The following is a 19,257-nucleotide window of genomic DNA, read 5'->3' as shown; positions in this document are numbered from 1 at the left end:
TATGTTTAAGCAGACAAGGAAGATCATGAAAATGAGTTTGTTTTTATCCATATTTTTAGTAGGATGTACCACAGCCAAAGACATTGAAGTTGTTACACCAGAGCCTCAAAGAGAGAAGCTTGTATTATGGTCTTATTATGAAACACAAGCACAAAAAGAGAGTTTAGATTTATTAATCGAAGAATTTAATACAATACAAGAAGACTACCTACTCAGCTGGGTGTATGTGCCTATGACCGATTTCAGCAAAAGGTTAGCCATGGGCGTAACAGAAAATGAATTGCCTGACTTGGTGATTATCGATAATCCAGATATGCCAGCTTATATTCAACTGGGCATTTTTGAAGAACTGAATGATTACTTTGAAGCAGAAGATATTACAAGCACGTATTATGAAAATGTATGGCAGTCTGTAGAACATGAGGGTAAATATTATGGATTACCTTTTTGTTGTAATAACTTAGCACTTATTTATAACAAAGAGGACTTTGAGGCAGAGGGGCTGACACCGCCAAGTACGTGGGAGGAATTTATAGCATGTGCAGAAGCATTAACTACTGAAGACCGCTATGGATTTGCTATGTCAGCTATAGCAGGTGAACAGTCCCTGTTTCAAATGTTACCTTGGATTTTGTCTACAGGAGAAGATATTGAAGCATTAGGAGGGGAAAAAACAAAAGAGGCCTTTGAACTAATTCACACATTAGTAGAAGAAGCCTATATGGATATTAACTGTATTAATTGGTCTCAAAATGATGTGGCAAGAAAGTTTATAGAAGGTCAAGCTGCTATGATGGAAAATGGACCTTGGGTCTTACCTATGCTTGAAGAAGCCAATGTAGAGTATGGTATTGTACGCCTACCTATTCAAGAAGTGAGCTTAATGCTGACAGGTGGAGAAAACTTATGTATTTTAAAAGAAAAAAACGTGGAAGGTGCACTGACCTTTTTAGACTACTATAGACGTCCAGAAGTCATGCAACGTGTATCCCAAAAGGCCAGTGTATTGCCTCCAAGTAAAGAAGAAGCAAAAGCATTCGCTGATAAGAATGAGATGTATCAAGTCTTTGTTGAGCAGATGGATGACTGTATTTCTAGAACATCCTTTAGCAATTGGAAAGGGATTTCAGGCAAGCTTTCAGAAAGTATTTATGGTCTATTTACTGGCGAAATGACCGTAGATGCTGCAGCTTTACACTTACAATAAATTCATATGAATATATTCCACCTATCTTAAATATTTAGAGTTTAAGCTAAAAATAATCCCCCTTATAATAAACTTATCAAAGCAAGAGAGATAAATTTATTACAAGGGGGATCTTTTTATGAAGATGAAGAAAGCAATAGCCTTTTTGATTACCACATTACTCATAAGTAGCATGGGGGTAGGATGCTCACAGCAAACCGCTTCAAGTGGCACTTCAGACAATCAAACATCTACAACGACACAAACCAATACAGAATCAGCCAAAACACCTAAAGAAACACCTAAGGAAAAGAAAGAAGTTGTGATCTGGGACTACTTTGAAACAGATGCACAAAAAGCCATGATGCAAACATTAATTGATGGTTTTAATAGTTCTCAAGAGGCATTTACAGCTTCTCATGTGTATGTTCCTTTTGCAGACTATGAAAAACAATTAACATTAGGGATTGCATCAGGTGAGTTACCTGACATTGTTATCTTAGATGGTTGTGGTATGGCATCCTTCATTTCTCTTGGATTATTTGCAGATATTACAGATGAGGCTTCTGATATTAAGTGGGATGAATATATTCAAGGGCCATTAGAATCTACAATGATGGATGGCAAACATTATGGTATTCCATTTGCAACCAACTGTACAGCCCTTTTCTATAACAAAGATATGTTTGATGAAGCAGGTCTTAGTTATCCAGATGAAAACACCACATGGGATGAGTTTAAGGGCATGGCAAAAACCCTTACTAAAAATGGTGTTTTCGGATTTGGTAATGCAGGAACTAACACAGATGAAGGAACCTTCCAATGCTTACAATGGCTTTATACAGCAGGTGGAAGCTATACAGATATTGAATCAGGTGTAGATGCTTACAAACTTATGCAAGAGATGATCAGTGATGGATCATGGACAAAAGAATGTGTAAACTGGACACAATCTGATGTAAATAACAACTTTATGGCAGGCAACTTAGCAATGCAACAAAATGGACCATGGCAAATACCAGGTATTGAAGCTAATGCACCAGACTTAAACTATGGTGTAACCGTATTACCTAAAAAAGATGCATCATCAGGTCAAGCAACATCTATCTTAGGTGGAGAAAACATGGGTGTTGTAAATAAAGACGATGTAGGTGGAGCAGTAGCCTTCTTAGAATATTATGATCAAACCAATGTGATGGTAGAAGCGATGAAACAATATGGTTCATTCCCTCCAAAAACAGAAGCAGCAAAAGATGGTTACTGGACTAACGATCCTGTTCAAGCAGCATTTATTACACAACTTGAAACCTCTATTCCACGTGGACCATCAGCAGTTTGGCCATCATACTCATCAGCAATCCAAAAAGGATTCCAAGAAGTGCTTACACTTAGTAAGACACCAGAACAAGCAGCTAAAGATACACAAGCAGCTGTAGATGCGGTTAAATAAACAAATTTCTTAACTTATAGTGCCTACAAGGGTGTCACAAAAGGTGGGTATACCAAAATTTTGTGATGCCCTTATTGAATTTAGAGGGGAGGGGCTTTTCGTGAAAAATAAAATAAAATTAAGTAGGGGAGCACTACTTGGTATTGCTTTTACATTACCAGCACTTCTATATATGCTCTTTTTTATAGGTGTTCCTATGATACAAAATATTGTTTTAAGTTTTAAAAATGTTAATGTGTATACATTTGCAAAGCCAGATGAGCAGATATTTGTAGGACTTGCAAATTATAGAGAGCTCTTTACAGGAGCGAATTCCATATTACTAAAAGCAATCATCAATACATTAATCTTTACCGTTGCATCGATATTCTTCCAATTCATTATTGGGTTTGGACTTGCATTACTCTTTAATAAGAAGTTTCCAGGATGTTCATTCTTTAGAGGCGTAACCATGATTTCATGGCTTTTACCTGTAACCGTTGTAGGTTTACTTTTTAAATTTATGTTTGCAGTAAGTGGTGGTATTGTGAACCAATTCTTAATGCAACTTCATTTAATAGAACAACCTATTGAGTGGCTTTTACAAGGCACACCAGCTATGGTTGCTATCGTTATTGCAAATATTTGGATTGGTATTCCGTTCAATATGATGCTCATCTTAACTGGTCTTACAACGATTCCAAATGAAATCTATGAAAGCTCTAGCTTAGATGGTGCAAATAAGTGGCAAACATTGACCCATATTACCATTCCTATGATCAAACCTGCGATCATGTCTGTACTTACTTTAGGTTTTGTTTATACCTTTAAAGTCTTTGACTTAGTGTGGGTTATGACAAAAGGCGGCCCTGTTAATGCAACAGAACTTGTTTCTACCTATGCGTACCGCTTATCTTTTGAAGAGTTCCAATTCAGTAAAGGTGCAGCGGCTTCTAATATACTATTTTTAATCTTGCTTTGCGTAGGGTTCTTCTATATTAAAGCAATTGATGATGATGAGGTGATGTAAGATGAAAAAAATGACAAACGAAAATAAACAAAAGCTCATGCTTTTCCTTATTGGTGGACTCATCTTCCTTGTTTTAATCTTCCCATTGTATTGGATGATCGTAACAGCCCTTAAAACGCAAGTGGAGATTTTCCAGATACCTACACCATTATGGCCAGAAAATCTAACTTTTGAAGCATTTCAGAAGCAATTATCCTCTTCTAGTGATACACTACAAGGCTTTAAAAATAGTTTAATCATTGCATCAGGTGCAACTGTTATTTCTACAGTCCTTTCTATTCCAGCAGCTTATGGATTGGCACGTTTTAAATTTAAGGGGAAGAAAATCATTATTTTACTCTTCCTTATTACACAAATGCTACCATCCACTTTAGTTTTAACTTCTTTATATATCAATTTCTCAAATATGAAGCTTCTCAATAATTATTTAGCACCTATTTTAGCAGATGCAACGATCGGTATTCCTTTCTCTGTTATCATCTTACGTACGTACTTTATCTCTATTCCAAAAGAATTAGATGAAGCCGCAAAGATTGATGGTTGTGGGCATCTATCAGCCTTTGTAAAAGTTATGCTACCTATTGCCAAACCAGGTGTTGTCGTAGCTGCAGTTTTCTCCTTTGTATACGCTTGGGGTGACTTAATCTATGGTATTACTTTTATGACCAACCCAAAAATGAGACCCATTACGTCAAGTATCTATAATTATGTACAACAATATCAAACCTTGTGGAATTCAACAATGGCCTTCGGGATCATTGCCATATTCCCAATCATCTTAATCTTTATCTTTATGCAAAAATACATTGTAAGTGGATTAACAAATGGAGCCGTAAAGGCATAAAGGAGTTTCGTGATGCAACCAAAATCTATACCTTTAGAACAAATAAACATTCAAGACCCCTTTTGGTCTAAACATATTGATTTAGTAAAAGATGTCATCATCCCTTACCAATGGGAGGCGATGAATGATCGTATTGAAGATGCAGAATCTAGCCATTGTATTGAAAACTTTAAAATTGCTGCAAAAGAAGCAGAAGGTGCGTTTTATGGCGCTGTCTTCCAAGATACAGATGTAGCAAAATGGTTAGAAGCAGTAGGCTTTTCACTTGCTACTCATAAAGATGAAGCCCTTGAAAAAATGGCAGATGAAGTCATTGAAACCATTGGAAAGGCTCAATGTGAAGATGGGTATTTAAATACCTACTTCACATTGAAGGCTCCAGAAGATAGATGGACAGACTTGTGTGAGGGACATGAATTGTATACTGCAGGGCATATGATGGAGGCAGCTGTAGCCTATTACAAAGGGACAGGTAAAAAACGCTTTTTAGAAATCGTTATGAAATTTGCAGATTTAATTTGTGAGACCTTTGGAAGTGAAGCAGGCAAAATCCATGGCTACCCAGGACATCAAGAAGTTGAAATAGGTTTGATTAAGCTTTATGAAGTGACTGGAAATCAACGTTATTTAGAGATGGCGAAATACTTCATTGATACAAGAGGCGTAGGCGAAAACTATTTCTTAAAAGAGATGGCACGACCTGGTTATCAATATATTTTCCCAGAATTTAAAGACTATGATCCACGTTACTCACAGTCTCACTTACCTGTTAGAGAGCAAGAAACAGCTGAAGGGCATGCAGTACGAGCGGTTTATATGTACTGTGCCATGGCGGATCTTGCAAAGTATTGCCAAGATGAATCTCTCTATAAAGCGTGTATGAAGCTTTGGGATAACATTGTCACAAAGCGTATGTATATAACAGGTGGTATAGGATCTTCAGGTATTTTGGAACGTTTTACAACAGACTATGATCTGCCTAATGAATACAATTACTCAGAAAGCTGTGCATCGATTGGGCTTGCCCTTTTTGGATTGCGTATGGCACAAATGACCAAAGATGCAAGCTTCATAGATGTGGTAGAACGTGCCCTTTATAATACTGTTCTAGCAGGCATTGCACTAGATGGTAAGGGCTTCTTCTATGTGAATCCTCTTGAAGTGTGGCCAGAGGCATGTATCCATCGTACTTCTAAAGAGCATGTTAAGCCCATTAGACAGAAATGGTTTGGTGTAGCTTGTTGCCCACCTAATATCGCAAGAACATTGGCATCACTTGGGCAATACATTTATACAGTAGAAGAACGTACGTTATTTGTACAACTTTTCATCTCAAATGATACTTGCATACCATTGGAAAATGAAAATATACAGGTACAGTTAACCACCTGTTTCCCACAAGATAATAGCTATACACTTCATATTGCTAAGCCTAATGCACCTATAAAGGTAGCCCTGCGTGTACCAGATTATGCTGAAGACTATAAGGTATTGGTAAATGGTGAGGAAGCTCCGTATGCAGTAGAAAAAGGCTATGCTTATATTTTGATTGATGCAGAAAGTGAGATCAACGTATCCTTCTTAGCACCAGCAAGATGGATTTATGCAAATCCTAGTGTACGTGCAGATGTAGGGAAAGTAGCCTTACAAAGGGGACCACTTGTTTATTGCTTAGAAGAAAAAGATAACGGCGAGAACTTATCAAGTCTGTATGTAGATACAACAAAAGCAATCGAAGAAATGCCTTCAGCAAACTGGAAGGGGATTGTAGAACTAAAAGTATCAGGAAAACGTGTAGAAACAGAGAGTTGGGATAAGGCTAAACTCTATAGTACCCATAAGCCTAAAATGGTGGATACAACCCTCCAGGCGATACCTTATCCTTACTGGAACAATAGAGGCGTAGGGGAAATGCTAGTATGGATGAAAACATTCAATTGAAGATAGAAACCATGTAAAAAGAAAGCCTCTCGGAGATTAAGATTCATTCGAGAGGTCTTTTTATAAGATCAAGCGTTGCTAAGGTCTAACGTTTTTACGTTATTAAGGAATGAGGATGGGTACATTAATAAGAAAGAGGGATAGATATGAGTAGATGGAGTGAGAATAATGGGCGTCTTATTTTTAAGTATGATGCAGAAATCCTATGGATTGAGGGATGGGGAGCGAATGGATTGCGTGTAAGGGCAACCAAAATGCATCAAATGCCAGAAGAGGATTGGGCATTGTTGTCTAACCCTAGCCCATGTTGTACAGTCATTCACATAAGCAGTGAAGGTGCAAGTATTCAAAATGGTAAGCTCATTGCTAAACTGACAGCTATGGGGAAACTCACCTTTTACAATATAGAGGGGAAAGTCTTACTTGATGAGTATGTGAGAAATCGTATGGACATTCAAGCCACTTATTGTAGTGCACTAGAAATTGAAGGACGAGAATTTAAGCCACTATGTGGAGGGGATTATGCCTTAACCATGCGTTTTGAGTCTAATCCAATAGAGAAAATCTATGGGATGGGCCAATATCAACAACCTTATCTTGATTTGAAAGGAAGCGACTTAGAACTTGCCCATCGTAATTCACAAGCCAGTGTGCCTTTTATGATCTCTTCTTTAGGGTATGGATTGCTATGGAACAACCCTGCAGTAGGACGTGTAACCTTTGGTAAGAATGTGACATCTTGGCATGCAACGTCTACTAAAGTGTTAGATTACTGGATTACGGCAGGGGATACACCTGCTGAAATCGAAGAAGCTTATGCAAAAGTAGCAGGTACTGTACCCATGATGCCTGAGTATGCTATGGGATTTTGGCAATGTAAATTACGTTACCAAAATCAAGAAGAACTCCTTCAAGTAGCAAGAGAATATAAGAAAAGAGGCTTGCCCATCTCAGTGATCGTCGTAGACTTTTTCCATTGGCCCTTACAAGGAGAGTGGAAATTTGATAAGACCTATTGGCCAGATCCAGAGGGTATGATCGAAGAACTTAAAACGCTAGGCATTGAGCTTATGGTATCTATTTGGCCGACTGTAGACTATAGAAGTGAGAACTTCCAAGAAATGAAAGAGAGAGGGTATCTTATTCGTACGGAACGGGGCTTTAGAATGAGTATGGACTATATGGGCAATACCGTTCATTATGATGCCACGAATCCAGGTGCTAGAGCCTACCTATGGCATAAAGCCAAACAAAATTATTATGATAAAGGGATTAAAATATTCTGGTTAGATGAGGCAGAGCCTGAATATAGTGTCTATGATTTTGATAACTATCGTTATCATTTAGGGGCAAATGTACAAGTGGGCAACATCTATCCAGTCATGTATGCCAAAACATTTTTTGATGGGATGCAAGAAGCAAGGCAAGAAAACATTATTAATTTATTACGTTGTGCATGGGCAGGATCACAAAGATATGGGGCATTGGTTTGGTCTGGAGATATTCACTCAAGCTTTGAAAGCCTTCGCAATCAGTTAGCTGCTGGATTGAATATGGGTATTGCAGGCATTCCTTGGTGGACAACGGATATAGGCGGATTTCATGGAGGAAACATAGAAGATCCACATTTTAGAGAGTTACTTATAAGATGGTTTGAATATGGGACATTTTGCCCTGTTATGAGGCTCCATGGAGACCGTGAACCACACAAACCTCAACAAGGCACAACAGGGGGTGCAGCATGCCTATCAGGCGCAGATAATGAAGTATGGAGCTTTGGTGAAGAGGCTTATACAATTTGTAAGCAATATCTTCAACTGAGAGAGCAGTTAAAACCTTATATCACACAATTGATGCAAGCAGCTCATGAAAAGGGAACGCCTGTCATGAGACCACTCTTCTATGATTTTCCTAAGGATGATGTGGCGTGGGAAATTGAAAACCAATATATGTTTGGCCCAGATGTACTTGTTGCACCTATTTTATATGAAGGTGTAAGAGAAAGGATGGTCTATTTGCCAAAAGGATCTACATGGACCAATCTATGGACAAAAGAGAAGTTTTTAGGTGGGCAAACTTTGCAAGTTCAGGCACCTCTTGAGCAAATTCCTGTATTTATTAGAGATGAAATGCAGATATTTTAGGTAGGCTTTATACATCAATGAATAGAGAGATAAAATAAGTAAAAAAAGAGTAAAAGAGTGACAGATTAAATAGAGGCTGCCACTCTTTTTTTGAAAAAAATTATAAAAAATAAAAGTATAGTATTACTAAATTTTAAAAACATTATTGTTGTCATGTTGGATAAATAAAAAATATAAAAATAAAAAATAAAATAACAGTATTACTAAATTTTATACTTAAAATAATAAATTTTATTGATATAAACCCTGTAAACACAACGTTAATATGAAGTGTTATAAAAATAGATATTATGATACTCTTACTAAATTTTTTATCAGTTTATAATAAAGTTAAACCAAAGTTCATATTGACGAATAAAGGTAAAGTTTGTATAATTCGAAAAGTAAGTTTAACAACTGTAAACAAAAAGTTTATTTTTATAAAGGGTAAAATTTGTGAAAAGGAAAGAGCGAAATGAACAAACTTTTACAATCAAAAATGCCTATTTTTGAGGCACTAGAACAGTACAAAGCAAGTCGTACAGTCCCTTTTGATGTGCCAGGTCACAAAAGGGGGCAAGGGAATAAAGAACTCACTGATTTTTTAGGTGAAAAATGTATGAGTGTAGACGTAAATTCTATGAAGCCACTTGATAATTTATGTCATCCTGTTTCAGTCATTAAAGAAGCAGAGGCATTAGCAGCAGATGCATTTGGTGCAAAGCATGCCTTTTTGATGGTAGGTGGTACAACTTCAGCTGTGCAGGCAATGGTAATGAGTGCTTGTAAAAAAGGTGAGAAAATTATTATGCCACGTAATGTGCACCGTAGTGCCATTAATGCACTGGTTGTATGTGGTGCAGTGCCTGTCTATGTCAATCCTGGTGTGAATGAAGCATTAGGAATACCTCTTGGGATGTCCTATGAAGATGTAGAACGTGCAATTATAGAAAATCCAGATGCGAAAGCAGTCTTAGTCAATAATCCGACTTACTATGGCGTTTGTTCACCTCTTAAAAAAATTGTGGATTTAGCCCATCAACATGGCCTATTAGTCTTAGTCGATGAAGCCCACGGCACACACTTTTATTTCCATGATGATCTACCTGTCTCAGCAATGGAAGCAGGCGCAGATTTAGCAGCTGTCAGTATGCATAAAACAGGCGGGTCACTTACACAAAGCTCCTTCTTGCTTGTTCAAAATGATGTCAATCCAGGTTATGTAAGACAAATTATTAACTTAACCCAAACCACCAGTGGTTCTTACCTATTGATGGCATCTTTAGATATTTCACGTAAGAATCTAGCTATAAATGGCAAAGAAATCTTTGATCGTGTCATAGAGCTTGCCCAATATGCTAGAAGTGAAATCAATGAGATGGGTGGTTACTATGCTTTTGGCAAAGAAATCATAGATGGTAATGCATGCTATGACTTTGATGTAACCAAACTCTCTATTCACACCCGTGACATTGGGCTTGCGGGAATTGAAGTTTATGACATGCTTAGAGATGAATATGATATTCAAATAGAGTTTGGTGATATCGGTAATATTTTAGCAATTTTATCAGTAGGTGATAAAGATTTAGCAATTGAAAGACTAATTGCTGCTTTAGCAGAAATCAAAAGACTTTATGCTAAAGATAAATCAGGTATGCTGAACCATGAATATGTAGACCCTCATGTAGCAATGACACCAGCAGATGCTTTTTATGCAGATAAAGAACAGGTTCCACTTCGATTAAGTGCAGGAAAAATCTGTAGTGAATTTGTCATGTGTTATCCACCAGGCATACCTATTTTAGCACCAGGGGAGTATATTACACCTGAGATTATAGATTATATTCAGTATGCAAAAGCAAAAGGGTGCTTTATGACAGGTACTGAAGATCCTCAAATAGAAAAGATTAATGTGGTAGATGTTTTATAAATAGATGATGAAAGGGGTGATCTAAATGGAATTATGGTACAAGGAAGAACATAGTCCAAATGTGAAATTTTCTATTAAAGTAGATAAGCATTTGTATTCTCATACAAGTAGGTTTCAAAGGATTGATATTATGGAATCCAATGAATTTGGTAGATTCCTCACCTTAGATAGCAGTATGATGCTTACTGAAAAGGATGAATTTATTTACCATGAGATGATGGTACATGTGGCGATGGCCATACACCCTAATGTGAAACGTGTTCTTGTTATAGGTGGTGGAGATGGTGGTGTAGTGCGCGAACTTACTAAATATCCATCCATTGATGAAATTGACCTTGTAGAAATCGATGAGATGGTTGTAGAAGCTTGTAAAGCATGGCTTCCTCAAACAGCTTGTAAGTTAGAAGATACACGTGTACAAATTTATTATGTGGATGGGCTTCGCTTTATTCGTGCCAAAGAAAATCACTATGACTTAATTATTGTAGATTCTACAGATCCATTTGGACCTGGTGAAGGACTTTATACAAAAGCCTTTTATGGCAATTGCTTTAAAGCTTTAACAGACAAGGGGATTTTAATTAATCAACATGAAAGTCCTTATTATAGTGAACATGCTGCATCACTAAAGAGAGCTTATGCATCTTTAGAAGGATGTTTTCCAATCACTCAGTTTTATCAAGCGCATATTCCAACCTATCCAACAGGCTACTGGCTCTTTGGATTTGCTTCTAAAGCTTATCATCCAATAGAAGACTTAGATGAAGAAAAGTGGAATCAGCTAGGGATTGAAACAGATTATTACAATACAACTTTACATAGAGGGGCTTTTGCCCTACCCAATTACATTCAAAAATTACTTAAATAAGCTATTTATCTTACTTTAAATAGATCAAAAAATATGTAGACTCTAGGAGGAGATGAAAAATGGGAAAAGCATTAATTATTGGAGCTGGTGGTGTAGCTAGCGTAGTGGTTCACAAATGTTGCCAAAATCATGAGGTATTTGAGGAAATTTGTATTGCCAGTCGTACAAAATCAAAATGTGATGCCTTAAAAGAAAAGTTAGACGGAGGCAAAACAATCATACATACAGCACAGGTTGATGCGGATAACACACAAGAGGTTATTGATTTAATTGAAAGTTTCAAACCAGACCTTGTCATTAACGTAGCCCTACCTTATCAAGATTTAACAATCATGGATGCTTGTCTTGCAACAGGTGTAGATTACTTAGATACAGCAAACTACGAACCAAAAGATACAGCTAAATTTGAATACAAATGGCAATGGGAATACAAAGAGCGTTTTGAACAAGCAGGGATTACTGCTGTTCTTGGTTGTGGATTTGACCCTGGTGTAACAGGTGTATTTAGTGCCTATGCACAAAAACATTACTTTGATGAAATTCATTACTTAGATATTTTAGATGCCAATGCAGGTGATCATGGTTATCCATTTGCTACGAACTTTAACCCAGAGATTAATATTCGTGAAATTACTGCAAAAGGCAGCTATATTGAAAATGGCAATTGGGTAGAAACAGAACCTCTTGAAATTAAGAAAGTATACGCGTTCCCAGAAATCGGTGAAAAAGATATGTATCTTTTACATCATGAAGAATTAGAATCATTAGCCCTTAACTTAAATGGTATTAAACGTATTCGTTTCTTCATGACCTTCTCACAAAAATATATTACACACCTTAACGTACTTGAAAACGTTGGGATGACATCTATTGAACCTATTGAATACAATGGTCAACAAATCCAACCCCTTCAATTCTTAAAAGCAGTATTACCAGATCCAGCATCACTTGGTCCAAGAACAAAAGGTAAAACAAACATTGGTTGTATTATGCAAGGGGTAAAAGACGGCGAACCACGTAACTACTACGTATACAACGTATGTGATCACGAAGCATGTTATAAAGAAGTTGGCTCACAAGCGATTTCTTATACAACAGGTGTACCAGCTATGATTGGTGCCATGATGGTACTTACAGGTAAATGGAAAAAACCAGGAGTATTTAACGTAGAAGAGTTCGATCCAGATCCATTCATGGATGCACTTAACAAATGGGGCTTACCATGGCAAGAAACATTTAATCCAACTTTAGTAGATTAAGAGGTATACAATGAAAAAGTACTATGAGGGGGTATCTACCCCGTGTTATATAGTAGATGAACGTTTACTTACCAAAAACTTAGAATTGCTTCAATCCATTGAAAAGCGTACAGGATGTGAGATCCTTCTTGCTCAAAAAGGTTTTTCAATGTATGCAACCTTTCCTCTTATAGGCCAGTATTTATCAGGCGTTACTTCAAGCTCACTCTTCGAAGCCAGACTTGGCTACGAAGAGATGGGAAAAGAAGTCCATATTTATGCACCAGCCTATAGAGAAAATGAATTTGAAGAGATTATGAGTTACTCTGATCATATTGTTTTTAATTCTTTTAATCAATGGAAGAAATATAAGCCACAAGTTGAAGCCTATTGCGTAGCGCATAACAAAAAGATCTCTTGTGGACTTCGTATTAACCCAGAGTATTCAGAGATTGAAACAGATCTTTACAATCCATGTTTTACAAATTCCAGACTTGGTACAACACTGGAACAGTTTGAACAAGGATTAGAAGCCTTAGGTACACTAGAGGGAATAGATGGACTTCACTTCCATGCCATGTGTGAGCAAAACTCTGATACGCTTGAACGTATCTTAGACGCAGTAGAAGAGAAGTTTGGAGCATACCTTGGCAAAATGAAATGGATCAATTTTGGTGGTGGACATCATATTACAAGACCGGACTATGATGTAGAGAAACTGATTACATGTATTGATCGCATACAAGATAAATATAAAGTTAAAGTGTATCTAGAACCAGGTGAAGCAGTGGCTTTAAATACAGGCTATTTAGTATCAACTGTTTTAGAAACTTTACAAAATGGAATGGATCTTGCAATTCTAGATACATCAGCAGCATGCCATATGCCAGATGTATTAGAGATGCCTTATCGTCCACAGATTATAGGGGCAGGACTTCCAGGAGAATACCCTTATACTTATCGACTAGGGAGTGCCACTTGCCTTGCTGGAGACGTAATAGGAGACTATTCTTTCCCTGAGCCATTACAAGTAGGTGACCAGCTTGTTTTCACAGATATGGGTCATTATACAATGGTAAAGAACAATACCTTTAATGGGATTAACTTACCAGATATACTCCTTTATAAGGAAGAAACAGGTTTAGTACAAATAAAATCTTTTGGTTATGAAGACTTTAAGTCAAGACTTTAAGATTGTAGGTAATGATAATAATATTATGATAAAATTGTAAAAATAGAGCTATGATGATAAAAATTATTACTTATTTTAAAGAAAAAGTTGACATATTGACTAAAAAGATAGTATACTAAAAACGAAAATAACATAAGTTAATAAGTTTAAAGTGTGTTACAGATAAGCTGGCATAAACTTTTCTCGATATAACGTTAATAAAACTTTTAAGTTTTAGGGACTGTTAACAGGAAAAGTTTATGCTTTTTTTGTTGTTTAAATAACTGGATAACTTAGTAACTTCAATTGAATAAAGGAGAGAAAACATGTTTAGTAAATTATTTGGCGTTTTACAACGTGTAGGAAAAGCCTTCATGCTTCCTATTGCTTTATTGCCAGCAGCCGGTATTTTATTAGGTGTAGGTGGAGCGTTTTTAAACTTAACAACACTTCAAAACCCACCAGCTATCTATGAAGGTTTAATCCAATTTGTAAGTATCCCATGGGTTACAGCCCTTCTAACCATCATGAAAAACGTAGGGGATATTGTATTTGCAAATTTACCTTTACTCTTTGCGATTGGGATTGCAGTAGGTCTTGCTAAGGCAGACAAAGGTACAGCAGCTCTTGCTTCTGGTATCGGTTTCATTGTTATGCATCAAACTATTTCTACTGTTTTAGCATTAGGTATTACACCACTTGGTGTAATTACACCAGATAATATTCCAGCACAATATGCTACATATGTAACAACAACACTTGGTATCTTTACATTAAATATTTCAGTATTTGGTGGGATAGTCGCCGGGGTAACAGCAGCACTCTTACATAATAAATATCATAAGATTCAATTACCACAAGTACTCGGTTTCTTTGGTGGTTCTAGATTCGTTCCAATTGTAACTTGTGTAACAATGTTAGCAATCGGGGTTGTTTTAGCGATGGCATGGCCAGTCCTTCAAAATGGTATTGCTGTTATTGCAGGTCTTGTAAATGAATCAGGTCCAATTGGGACATTCTTATATGGTACAATTGAACGTTCTCTTATTCCAGTAGGATTACATCACGTATTCTACACACCATTCTGGTTTACAGGTTTTGTACAATCTAATGTATTATTAGATGGTGGTGGAACAATGCTTATTGATGGTGCGAATACAGCTTACTTTGCACAACTTTCAAACATGGGTGCACTTGTTGGTGCAACACCAGATGTTATGGGTGAAGTTGTAAAAGGTAGTACACGTTTCATGGCAGGTAAATTCCCATTCATGATCTTTGGTCTTAGTGGTGCAGCACTTGCAATGTATCGTACAGCAAAACCAGAACGTAAAAAACAAGTAGCAGGTTTACTTATTTCAGCTGCTGTAACAGCTGCATTAACAGGTATTACAGAACCACTTGAATTTGCATTCTTATTCGTAGCACCAGTTCTTTATGGTGTACATGCTGTACTTGCAGGTTTAAGCTTTATGCTTATGGATATTTTCAACGTATTCATTGGTATGACATTCTCAGGCGGATTAATTGACTTTACGTTATTTGGACTTTTACCAGCAGGCGCAGGTGTTCCAACTAACTGGATTTACGTTATTATTGTTGGGGCTATTTTATTCCCAATCTATTACTTTACATTTAGCTTCTTTATTAAGAAATTTAATTTAAAAACACCAGGACGCGAAGATGATGATGCTGCTACAGGTGAAGGTGACAATGGCTTAAGCTTAGCACATAATGTATTAGAAGCACTTGGCGGAAGAGAAAATATTACAAACTTAGATGCATGTATTACACGTTTACGTGTTTCTGTAAGAAGTGTAGCTGCAGTTGATAAAGACCGCATCAAAGCACTTGGAGCAAGTGGTGTTATGGAAGTAGGCGATAATATTCAAGCGATCTTTGGTGGACGTTCTGATATTATCAAAAATGATATCTTGGATATCATCGAAGGGAAAACACCTACTCCAGAAGCAACAAAAACAGTTGCAAAAGAAGAACCAAAAGCAGTAGAAAAACCAGCTTCAAATGGAAAGTTAGAAGTACTTATGCCAATTGAAGGTGAATTAGTAGCATTAGAAACTGTTCCAGACCCAGTATTTGCAGAAAAAATGATGGGTGATGGATTTGCTATTAATCCAGCAAATGGTCAAGTTTATGCACCTGTATCAGGTGAAGTTGTGAATGTATTCCCAACAAAACATGCGATTGGTATTATGAGTGATAGTGGACGCGAAGTATTAATTCACTTTGGTATTGATACAGTTACACTTAAAGGTGAAGGCTTTACAACACATGTAGAAGCAGGAACACATGTAAAAGCTGGAGATTTATTATTAACTGTTGATATTGAAGCAATACGTGATAAAGTACCATCTATCATCACACCAGTTCTCTTTACAGACTTAACACCAGAAGAAAGTGTTAAGATTAAAGCAGGGGCTGTAAAAGCAAAAGAAAGTAACCGTGTTCAAATAGGTTAATTCATATAAATAAAAAGACTAAGTAAGGAAAATCTTACTTAGTCTTTTTTATTCTATATAACTAAAGATTTGTGTAATGAGAGAGAGTACTTGGAAGTGGGTAGAGAGTAGATCAAATTGTTCCATAGGGTCAGTTGAATGAATATAGTCACCTAAGTTCCCAATTAAAAAGAGCATGTAGGAGGCAGTAGCAATAAGCGTAGAGGTTTTAGTTTTCTGAGCTTTATTAAGCGTAGTATCATTATTTAACTGAGCAAGATTAGAACGAATTTGAGTGACTTTTTGTGAATATAAGTCTAGAGAAGATTGATTTGCATCATTTGCTTTATTATTGAGTTTATTGATATAAATAGTTTTTGCTGAATTTACGACCTGGTTTTCAATGTCTTTAAGGTCACTTATAGAAGAAGTGAGCTGCATATCTATAGTGGAAGTAGAACTAGCAAAGAGTGTTAGACTTAAAGAGCCGATACAAATTAAACAAATAAGAGAGCATAGGTAATGTTTAAAACTTATAATTTTCATAGAAACTCCTTTACAAAATCATTACATAACGACTATATTTAGTTTTTTCAAAAATACTATAAATTATGAGTCCTTTTTGCATTCTACACAAGTTAGGCGTATAATACTATTATTGGACTTACATAAAGCTCAAAAATTATACTAAAGTGAGGGAAGAGTATGCTACTTAATCTTATCATTATTATTGCAGCAGACTTGGGGTTTGAGTTTCTTTTTGAAAAACTTAATCAAAGTAAATATGAGCCGTTCGAAAAGGTACAGGCTAAAACAAGAGAGTTAGAAAGTAAGAAAGTATGGCAATATAGTAGTTTAGCTGTTGCTGTACTCGGGACAATTTATTTGTGTAATTTCTTTGCTGTAAACTTTTTTATCGTAGTCATTTTACTAGGATTTATTTTAGCATTGATTAATACCATTTTTGAATCGACTTTTTATGATCAGAGACGTAATACATTAAGATAGTATTTATGAATTAAGAGAGCAGTCATTACTTTCTTTGAAAATCATATGCAAAATAAAGAAGATAAAAGCATTAGAATGATAAAATTCTAATGCTTTTCTTGTACTTATAAAGAATGATGAGCCTAATATTCTTTGGTGAGATTCTGATAGTATTCGCCCCATTCTCCTAAGGCATTCATAATAGGTTGTAGGCTATAGCCAAGCTCTGTTAATGAGTATTCTACTCTAGGAGGAACTTCAGGATAGACGGTACGAATCACAAGTCCATCCTCTTCCATTTTACGTAGATTTTGTGTTAATACTTTTTGACTGATTGTTCCCACTGAATTTTTTAATGCTCCAAAACGTTTGGTGCCATCAAGTAAATCTCTAAGGATTAAGACCTTCCACTTATCACCAATAAGAAGTAGGGTAGTCTCCACAGGACATGGTGGTAATAGTTTTGACATATGTATGCCTCCAATAGTTTCTTATAGGTACCTATAGCACTTTAAAGTGCTTACTTTTCAAAAGATACATTTGGAATTATTATAAGCATATAAGCAATCAATTGCAACTTATAATAGTGGAGGAATGAAAAATGAAAGAAGTCGTTCAATTTTTAAATGACAATAAAGTACAATATTTTGCAACAGTAGGACTTGATGGAAGACCAAAAGCAAGACCATTCCAATTTATGCTTGAAAAAGAAGGTAAACTTTATTTTTGCACAAGTAATATGAAAGAGGTTTATAAAGAATTACAAAATAACCCTTATGTAGAACTTGTTACATCAAACCCAGAATTTGCTTGGATGAGACTAAGTGGGAAAGCAGTATTCTCTAATGATTTAGAAATTAAAGCAACAATTATTGAAACAAGTCCACTTGTAAAATCTATTTATCAAACAGCAGAAAATCCAGTATTTGAAATCTTCTACCTTGAAGAAGCTGAAGCTGTTATTGCAGATTTTTCAGGTAACCCACCTAAAGTATATGCATGCTAAAGAAGCTGGTTGATACAAGTAATCAGTAAAGGATTATGCTCTATTGCCTTTTGATGTACTTCAACAGTTGAGTTTAGATTTCCTAAACATAGAGCCGCTGAAATTGCATTAAGTACAGTCCAGACATTCTTAGAAGAACATAAAGATGTAATACATAAGAAGATAATCAATGGCTTTTAAGATGAGGGCTATAGGATTTATAAAGACTTATTAATAAAGTAATTAGAATATAGAATGGCTACTTATAAGATAAATATAAGTAGCCATTTTTTAAAAGACTGATTTTATTACGCTTATAAAGAAGATACTTCTATTGAGATAAGATAAAGAACCCTATATGAATGATAGTAATAAAGAAACACAAATACTTTAAATGAAGCACCCCATATGGAAAAGTTATAAAGGCTTTTAGATGGTGTTAAAGATAAAAAACTTATTTTAATTGAATGAGGTGTAGGGTATAATACATCTGTCATTATTCGTTTCCTTGCTCATAAAAGCATGAGCATCAATGAAGATATAGACACAATTTTAAAAGCAGTATTAGATGAAGAAAAATAGATAGAATGGAGGAGAATATTATGGAAGTTAGGCAAGCAAAGCAAGAAGAATTAGAAGCACTTATTAAGATCGAGCAAATTTGTTTTCCGCCAGCAGAAGCCGCAACGGAGGAAGATATGCGAAAACGCTTTAATGTGTTTCAAGAAAACTTTATAGTGGCAGTAGAAGAGGGAAAAGTGGTAGGGTTTATTAACGGCTGTGTAACAGACAAGCCAGAATTACCTGATGCCCTCTATCATGATACAGCACTCCATAAGCCAGAAGGGGCTTATCAAACCGTATTCGGACTAAACGTATTGCCACAATACCGTAAACAAGGTATTGCAGAACAACTTGTCAGCCATCTTATAAAGCTTTCAAAAGAAAGAGGAAAGACAGGAATCGTATTAACTTGTAAAGACCATTTAGTCCATTACTATCAAAAGTTTGGATTTAAGCATCTAGGCGTATCCGCTTCTTCACATGGTGGAAGTAAATGGAATGA

16 protein-coding genes (1 of these 16 running past the window's edge) are annotated in these 19,257 nt (G+C 36.1%); 14 read left to right on the top strand and 2 right to left on the bottom strand.

All coding sequences use genetic code 11. The annotated features are described in order from the left end of the window. Nucleotide 1 precedes the first annotated feature (1 nt). The 11 genes from BN2390_RS07425 to BN2390_RS07375 all read left to right on the top strand — a co-directional run bounded on the left by BN2390_RS07425 (nucleotide 2) and on the right by BN2390_RS07375 (nucleotide 16,240). A complete protein-coding gene (locus BN2390_RS07425) occupies nucleotides 2-1,207 on the top strand; it encodes a sugar ABC transporter substrate-binding protein (protein ID WP_053983715.1) in 1,206 nt (401 codons plus the stop codon). Nucleotides 1,208-1,325: 118 nt separating this feature from the next. Continuing rightward, nucleotides 1,326-2,636, top strand: a complete 1,311-nt coding sequence (locus tag BN2390_RS07420) for an extracellular solute-binding protein (RefSeq protein WP_053983714.1) — start codon at nucleotides 1,326-1,328, stop codon at nucleotides 2,634-2,636. A gap of 100 nt (nucleotides 2,637-2,736) precedes the next feature. Beyond that, nucleotides 2,737-3,645, top strand: coding sequence for a carbohydrate ABC transporter permease (locus BN2390_RS07415; protein ID WP_053986285.1), 909 nt, complete (start codon nucleotides 2,737-2,739; stop codon nucleotides 3,643-3,645). Nucleotides 3,646-3,655: 10 nt separating this feature from the next. Next, complete coding sequence (locus tag BN2390_RS07410; protein ID WP_154668874.1) at nucleotides 3,656-4,489, top strand: carbohydrate ABC transporter permease; 834 nt, start codon at nucleotides 3,656-3,658, stop codon at nucleotides 4,487-4,489. 12 nt (nucleotides 4,490-4,501) lie between these two features. Further along, on the top strand, nucleotides 4,502-6,430 hold the full coding sequence (locus BN2390_RS07405; protein ID WP_053983712.1) for a glycoside hydrolase family 127 protein: 1,929 nt from the start codon (nucleotides 4,502-4,504) through the stop codon (nucleotides 6,428-6,430). A 146-nt stretch (nucleotides 6,431-6,576) separates the two neighbouring features. Next, the gene (locus BN2390_RS07400; protein ID WP_053983711.1) at nucleotides 6,577-8,574 is read left to right on the top strand and encodes a glycoside hydrolase family 31 protein; all 1,998 of its coding nucleotides are present in this window, start codon (nucleotides 6,577-6,579) and stop codon (nucleotides 8,572-8,574) included. Nucleotides 8,575-9,028: 454 nt separating this feature from the next. Continuing rightward, the gene (locus tag BN2390_RS07395; RefSeq protein WP_053983710.1) at nucleotides 9,029-10,483 is read left to right on the top strand and encodes an aminotransferase class I/II-fold pyridoxal phosphate-dependent enzyme; all 1,455 of its coding nucleotides are present in this window, start codon (nucleotides 9,029-9,031) and stop codon (nucleotides 10,481-10,483) included. Between the two features lie 25 nt (nucleotides 10,484-10,508). After that, the gene (gene speE, locus BN2390_RS07390) at nucleotides 10,509-11,351 is read left to right on the top strand and encodes a polyamine aminopropyltransferase (protein ID WP_053983709.1); all 843 of its coding nucleotides are present in this window, start codon (nucleotides 10,509-10,511) and stop codon (nucleotides 11,349-11,351) included. Between the two features lie 59 nt (nucleotides 11,352-11,410). Continuing rightward, nucleotides 11,411-12,610 carry a saccharopine dehydrogenase family protein gene (locus BN2390_RS07385; RefSeq protein ID WP_053983708.1) on the top strand — a complete coding sequence of 400 codons (1,200 nt, stop codon included), beginning with the start codon at nucleotides 11,411-11,413 and terminating at the stop codon, nucleotides 12,608-12,610. Nucleotides 12,611-12,620: 10 nt separating this feature from the next. Further along, nucleotides 12,621-13,781: a carboxynorspermidine decarboxylase gene (gene nspC / locus BN2390_RS07380; RefSeq protein ID WP_053983707.1), complete on the top strand. Its 1,161-nt coding sequence runs from the start codon at nucleotides 12,621-12,623 to the stop codon at nucleotides 13,779-13,781. Nucleotides 13,782-14,086: 305 nt separating this feature from the next. Further along, nucleotides 14,087-16,240 carry a PTS sugar transporter subunit IIABC gene (locus BN2390_RS07375; protein WP_053983706.1) on the top strand — a complete coding sequence of 718 codons (2,154 nt, stop codon included), beginning with the start codon at nucleotides 14,087-14,089 and terminating at the stop codon, nucleotides 16,238-16,240. 48 nt (nucleotides 16,241-16,288) lie between these two features. On the opposite strand, the gene BN2390_RS07370 is transcribed toward BN2390_RS07375, so the two are convergent. Then, nucleotides 16,289-16,765, bottom strand: coding sequence for a hypothetical protein (locus tag BN2390_RS07370; RefSeq protein ID WP_053983705.1), 477 nt, complete (start codon nucleotides 16,763-16,765; stop codon nucleotides 16,289-16,291). A 159-nt stretch (nucleotides 16,766-16,924) separates the two neighbouring features. Here BN2390_RS07370 and BN2390_RS07365 point away from each other — a divergent pair, with 159 nt between their 5' ends. Further along, nucleotides 16,925-17,227, top strand: a complete 303-nt coding sequence (locus BN2390_RS07365) for a hypothetical protein (RefSeq protein WP_053983704.1) — start codon at nucleotides 16,925-16,927, stop codon at nucleotides 17,225-17,227. Between the two features lie 122 nt (nucleotides 17,228-17,349). On the opposite strand, the gene BN2390_RS07360 is transcribed toward BN2390_RS07365, so the two are convergent. Further along, nucleotides 17,350-17,676 (bottom strand): winged helix-turn-helix transcriptional regulator, encoded by a 327-nt coding sequence (locus tag BN2390_RS07360; protein WP_053983703.1) that lies wholly within the window; start codon nucleotides 17,674-17,676, stop codon nucleotides 17,350-17,352. A gap of 131 nt (nucleotides 17,677-17,807) precedes the next feature. On the opposite strand from BN2390_RS07360, the gene BN2390_RS07355 reads away from it, so the two are divergent. After that, on the top strand, nucleotides 17,808-18,212 hold the full coding sequence (locus BN2390_RS07355) for a pyridoxamine 5'-phosphate oxidase family protein (RefSeq protein ID WP_053983702.1): 405 nt from the start codon (nucleotides 17,808-17,810) through the stop codon (nucleotides 18,210-18,212). A gap of 581 nt (nucleotides 18,213-18,793) precedes the next feature. Beyond that, nucleotides 18,794-19,257 carry the 5' portion of a GNAT family N-acetyltransferase gene (locus tag BN2390_RS07350; protein ID WP_053983701.1) on the top strand. Its footprint extends 22 nt past the window's final position, so the window shows 464 of its 486 coding nt (coding positions 1-464); the start codon lies at nucleotides 18,794-18,796; its stop codon lies off the right edge, out of view.

The organism is Niameybacter massiliensis (assembly GCF_001282685.1).
GTDB classification, from domain to species: Bacteria; Bacillota; Clostridia; order Lachnospirales; family Cellulosilyticaceae; genus Holtiella; species Holtiella tumoricola.
This window is presented reverse-complemented; position numbering and strand designations above follow the sequence as displayed.

Coding starts and splice junctions, on each gene's coding strand:
- BN2390_RS07405 (WP_053983712.1), top strand. CDS start 4,502: ATGCAACCAAAATCTATACCTTTAGAACAAATAAACATTCAAGACCCC.
- BN2390_RS07375 (WP_053983706.1), top strand. CDS start 14,087: ATGTTTAGTAAATTATTTGGCGTTTTACAACGTGTAGGAAAAGCCTTC.
- BN2390_RS07355 (WP_053983702.1), top strand. CDS start 17,808: ATGAAAGAAGTCGTTCAATTTTTAAATGACAATAAAGTACAATATTTT.
- speE (WP_053983709.1), top strand. CDS start 10,509: ATGGAATTATGGTACAAGGAAGAACATAGTCCAAATGTGAAATTTTCT.
- BN2390_RS07420 (WP_053983714.1), top strand. CDS start 1,326: ATGAAGATGAAGAAAGCAATAGCCTTTTTGATTACCACATTACTCATA.
- nspC (WP_053983707.1), top strand. CDS start 12,621: ATGAAAAAGTACTATGAGGGGGTATCTACCCCGTGTTATATAGTAGAT.
- BN2390_RS07385 (WP_053983708.1), top strand. CDS start 11,411: ATGGGAAAAGCATTAATTATTGGAGCTGGTGGTGTAGCTAGCGTAGTG.
- BN2390_RS07370 (WP_053983705.1), bottom strand. CDS start 16,765: ATGAAAATTATAAGTTTTAAACATTACCTATGCTCTCTTATTTGTTTA.
- BN2390_RS07365 (WP_053983704.1), top strand. CDS start 16,925: ATGCTACTTAATCTTATCATTATTATTGCAGCAGACTTGGGGTTTGAG.
- BN2390_RS07400 (WP_053983711.1), top strand. CDS start 6,577: ATGAGTAGATGGAGTGAGAATAATGGGCGTCTTATTTTTAAGTATGAT.
- BN2390_RS07425 (WP_053983715.1), top strand. CDS start 2: ATGTTTAAGCAGACAAGGAAGATCATGAAAATGAGTTTGTTTTTATCC.
- BN2390_RS07360 (WP_053983703.1), bottom strand. CDS start 17,676: ATGTCAAAACTATTACCACCATGTCCTGTGGAGACTACCCTACTTCTT.
- BN2390_RS07395 (WP_053983710.1), top strand. CDS start 9,029: ATGAACAAACTTTTACAATCAAAAATGCCTATTTTTGAGGCACTAGAA.
- BN2390_RS07410 (WP_154668874.1), top strand. CDS start 3,656: ATGACAAACGAAAATAAACAAAAGCTCATGCTTTTCCTTATTGGTGGA.